At 33.0% G+C, this 1632-nt stretch carries 2 protein-coding genes; both read right to left on the reverse strand.

The annotated features are described in order from the left end of the window. Positions 1-237: 237 nt before the first annotated feature. The gene (locus ACE01N_RS20375; RefSeq protein ID WP_380592901.1) at positions 238-756 is read right to left on the reverse strand and encodes an NUDIX hydrolase; all 519 of its coding nucleotides are present in this window, start codon (positions 754-756) and stop codon (positions 238-240) included. Between the two features lie 12 nt (positions 757-768). Next, positions 769-1572 carry a toxin-antitoxin system YwqK family antitoxin gene (locus ACE01N_RS20380; protein ID WP_380592903.1) on the reverse strand — a complete coding sequence of 268 codons (804 nt, stop codon included), beginning with the start codon at positions 1570-1572 and terminating at the stop codon, positions 769-771. Positions 1573-1632 lie beyond the last annotated feature (60 nt).

Consider the following 1632-nt stretch of genomic DNA (forward strand, 5'->3'; position numbering starts at 1 on the left):
TGAGCAATTTTTTTAGTAACTATTTCTTTTCTTTTTTCCGTATTGTTTTTACAAGATAAAAGACTAAAAGTCATTATAAAAGTCAGAATTATGGTTTTAAAATGTTTCATTTCTAAATTGGGTACAACGGATGGCAATAAGAAACGTAGGGTATTTCGAAGCTCCTACCTATCAAGTTACCGAGCCGTTTATTAAATGTTATATCGTTCAAATTTAGCACTTTCCGCCCTATGTTTTTTATTGCGTGTTGTAAAACGTTTTTATTAATTCGGTCTCATATGAAGTGTCAAATCCGATATATGTAATATCCTTTATTTTTAAATCTTTAGAATCCAGCCACTCCGATGACTCACTTATTAATTTTAATGTCAAATCAGTTTCAGTCAAATTCTCAATCTTGCCGACATAATAAGAATCATTATCATCGGCTGTAAAAATTGCAATTAATTCCTTTTCTCTCAACGAATCTAAACACTCGTAAAATGAATCCATTTTATCAAGCAGTAATTTATCTATGAAGTCTGCATGATTATCATTTACTATCTCATCAAGTTCTTCCTTATCCCAATATCTATAACGCTCAATCTCATTACTTCGCAAAATTGCATATCCGTCGTATTCTTTGATTTCCTCGTTGAAACAAATAAAAATAAAAACATCTTGATTGTCTTTTAAACAAATCCCTGAGTAAACTTCATCTCTATTGGGCTGCAAGTCCACATGAATCGGAATTCTATTTTTTATCGCATTCTCCATATTTTAATTATATCAAGCATCAGGTGTCATATAAACTCTAATCGCTTGTTCGCTTATTATATTAATCTCTACGGTAAATCGCGGTCCAGACTTATATTCATTTATCGGGTGAAAATCAATTTTTAATTTCTCAGGTGTGCTCGTAGAAGTTTCATATCCAATAATTTCAAAATCTGATTTTTTAGTCCGAATAAATGGCATGTTATTAATGTCGGCAGGAAAATTTCCGTGATATAAAGAATCATTCTTAATATTCTGAATTGAAGTCAAAATTGCTCCGATTGCGGTTTTTGTTACACTTTTTGTCCAAGGAAAATTAATCTCGGGGGTCGGTTTTTCTTTTTTAATCAGTTTGCCTTTGTCATAAAATAAATCGAGCGTTTTCAAGCCTGTCGAATCCCAATATTTCCAATGTCCTGTCGGCAAACCTTTCTCAATATACACCACACCTTTTAACTTGCTATTGTCATGATAGAATTTACATTCTCCCGTAAATTTCTCTTTTGCATGAATTTCACAATCACCCTCATAATAGATTCCGTTTTTCTCAATTACCATTTCATTAAGTACGATTTCATCCGAATCTCTTTCTCGCTTTTGCACACACGAAACTGTCAACAAAATCATTCCGATAAATGTTAATTGAGTCAATCTATATTTTAATGTCATGTTCATAGTTTGCAGGGTGTTCTTAAATGTTTTACAACGTTCCCGCGGTATGGTGTCGTGGCAGTTTCTTTCACCCGTGAAAGGAACTGTCAGGACGAAAAGAGCCAGCTGCGAACGTTGAATTATTTTATTTAAAAGTACTGCCATGCACTATGACCGCGTGTTGTGTGTATGTGCATTTTTATAATATATCTTCAGGTTTTAATC

It is taken from the genome of Quyinboa ferrireducens, assembly GCF_042436675.1.
In the GTDB taxonomy this organism is placed as follows: domain Bacteria; phylum Bacteroidota; class Bacteroidia; order Bacteroidales; family UBA5342; genus JBHJHP01.

Bases quoted from the DNA above. Each gene is read 5' to 3' on its own strand.
- ACE01N_RS20375 (WP_380592901.1), bottom strand. From the start codon at position 756: ATGGAGAATGCGATAAAAAATAGAATTCCGATTCATGTGGACTTGCAG.
- ACE01N_RS20380 (WP_380592903.1), bottom strand. From the start codon at position 1,572: ATGGCAGTACTTTTAAATAAAATAATTCAACGTTCGCAGCTGGCTCTT.